General features: G+C 33.4%; 2 protein-coding genes and 2 pseudogenes. All 4 read right to left on the bottom strand.

Annotated elements, in window-relative coordinates:
- A pseudogene (locus CCZ01_RS09840) lies at window positions 1-362 on the bottom strand (Fic/DOC family protein); the annotation flags it as partial.
- Complete coding sequence (locus tag CCZ01_RS09845) at window positions 359-598, bottom strand: hypothetical protein (protein ID WP_112053028.1); 240 nt, start codon at window positions 596-598, stop codon at window positions 359-361. The pseudogene CCZ01_RS09840 and the gene CCZ01_RS09845, both read right to left, overlap by 4 nt.
- A gap of 55 nt (window positions 599-653) precedes the next feature.
- Window positions 654-749, bottom strand: a pseudogene (locus CCZ01_RS11035) (hypothetical protein); the annotation flags it as partial.
- A 103-nt stretch (window positions 750-852) separates the two neighbouring features.
- A complete protein-coding gene (locus CCZ01_RS09855; RefSeq protein WP_112053030.1) occupies window positions 853-1,074 on the bottom strand; it encodes a hypothetical protein in 222 nt (73 codons plus the stop codon).
- Window positions 1,075-1,195: the final 121 nt, after the last annotated feature.

The raw sequence follows: 1,195 nt of genomic DNA on the forward strand, positions 1-1,195 counted from the left end.
AAGGAATCAAGACTTTTTGAATCTTTAAGATAATTTTGTTTTTCTAAATTCTCAAAGATTCTCTTTGCCTCATTAGGGATAAATTCTCCTGCACAGAATGCAGAATCTCCTTTATACATAAAACCAAAAAGCTTTAACTCAAACCGATCTTTTGCCCAAGTAAAAATATCTTGAAAGATATATTTGTGAATATCTTTCAAGTGTTGGTAGTCAAAGTTGCCTTGAATGGGATTAGCATTTAATTCTATAGCCCTAATTAAGGTATGTTTTCTTGATTCTTCTTCAAAGACTACCTTATCTTTGATTCCGAGCTTATTATTAAGCACTAATTCTTCAAAAATGCGATGAATATCATTACTCATATTTCCATAATCCCCTTTTCTCTATATTCCTTTAGAATTTCATCAGCACTTAAATTGTATATACTTTTTCTAACAAGAAGAATAATGTCTCCTTCATTTGCATATATATCTTCTATAGCGTGTCCACACACTACGGACTTGATAGCATTATATTGCTCCTCATTTAGCCTGTCTTTATATTTATCCAAAATCGCTAAACTTTCCTCTAAACTATACACTTCTGGGTATTTTTGCATATTCTCTCCTTTAAAATGCGACTGCCATCGCTTCGTATGTATCTCTTTTGTAAATCTAAACCCTTTTCTTGCCCTTTAGTAAATCATCAGCATTAATCACAACAACATTTCCTTGCAATTGTTCCTTTACCTTTTGAGTCAAAGCAGATTTACCCGCTCCGGGCTACCCCCCTAATACAAAACCTTTAGGGTTTTGTTGATGTGGGGTAACTCTTAAAGAAAGAATATCTGCCCATGCCTGTAAAATATCTTGTTTATTTAGCATTGCTGTCCTCATACTTTATTCTTATATTTTTTATATCAGTAACAAGTTTTTGATAGTCTAATTCTTCACAAGAGGTGATCCAAATATTTTCTCGAATATCCTTTAACTGAACTCTATCACACTCTGCTTGCTGTGTTGTTTCCGACCTTATATATGCAAGAGTGCCGCTAACAAGTTCTAAAAGCACATCTTTTTCCATAAATGTTGCCATATTCTCTCCTTTAAAATGCGACTGCCATCGCTTCGTATGTATCTCTTTTGTAAATCTTTAAGCGTTGCTTACTCATAATATTGAATTGCCCACTCTCAATCGCTTCATTGAAAGTAAGATT

This window comes from Helicobacter monodelphidis (assembly GCF_003288845.1).
Lineage (GTDB): Bacteria > Campylobacterota > Campylobacteria > Campylobacterales > Helicobacteraceae > NHYN01.

Coding starts and splice junctions, on each gene's coding strand:
- CCZ01_RS09855 (WP_112053030.1), bottom strand. CDS start 1,074: ATGGCAACATTTATGGAAAAAGATGTGCTTTTAGAACTTGTTAGCGGC.
- CCZ01_RS09845 (WP_112053028.1), bottom strand. CDS start 598: ATGCAAAAATACCCAGAAGTGTATAGTTTAGAGGAAAGTTTAGCGATT.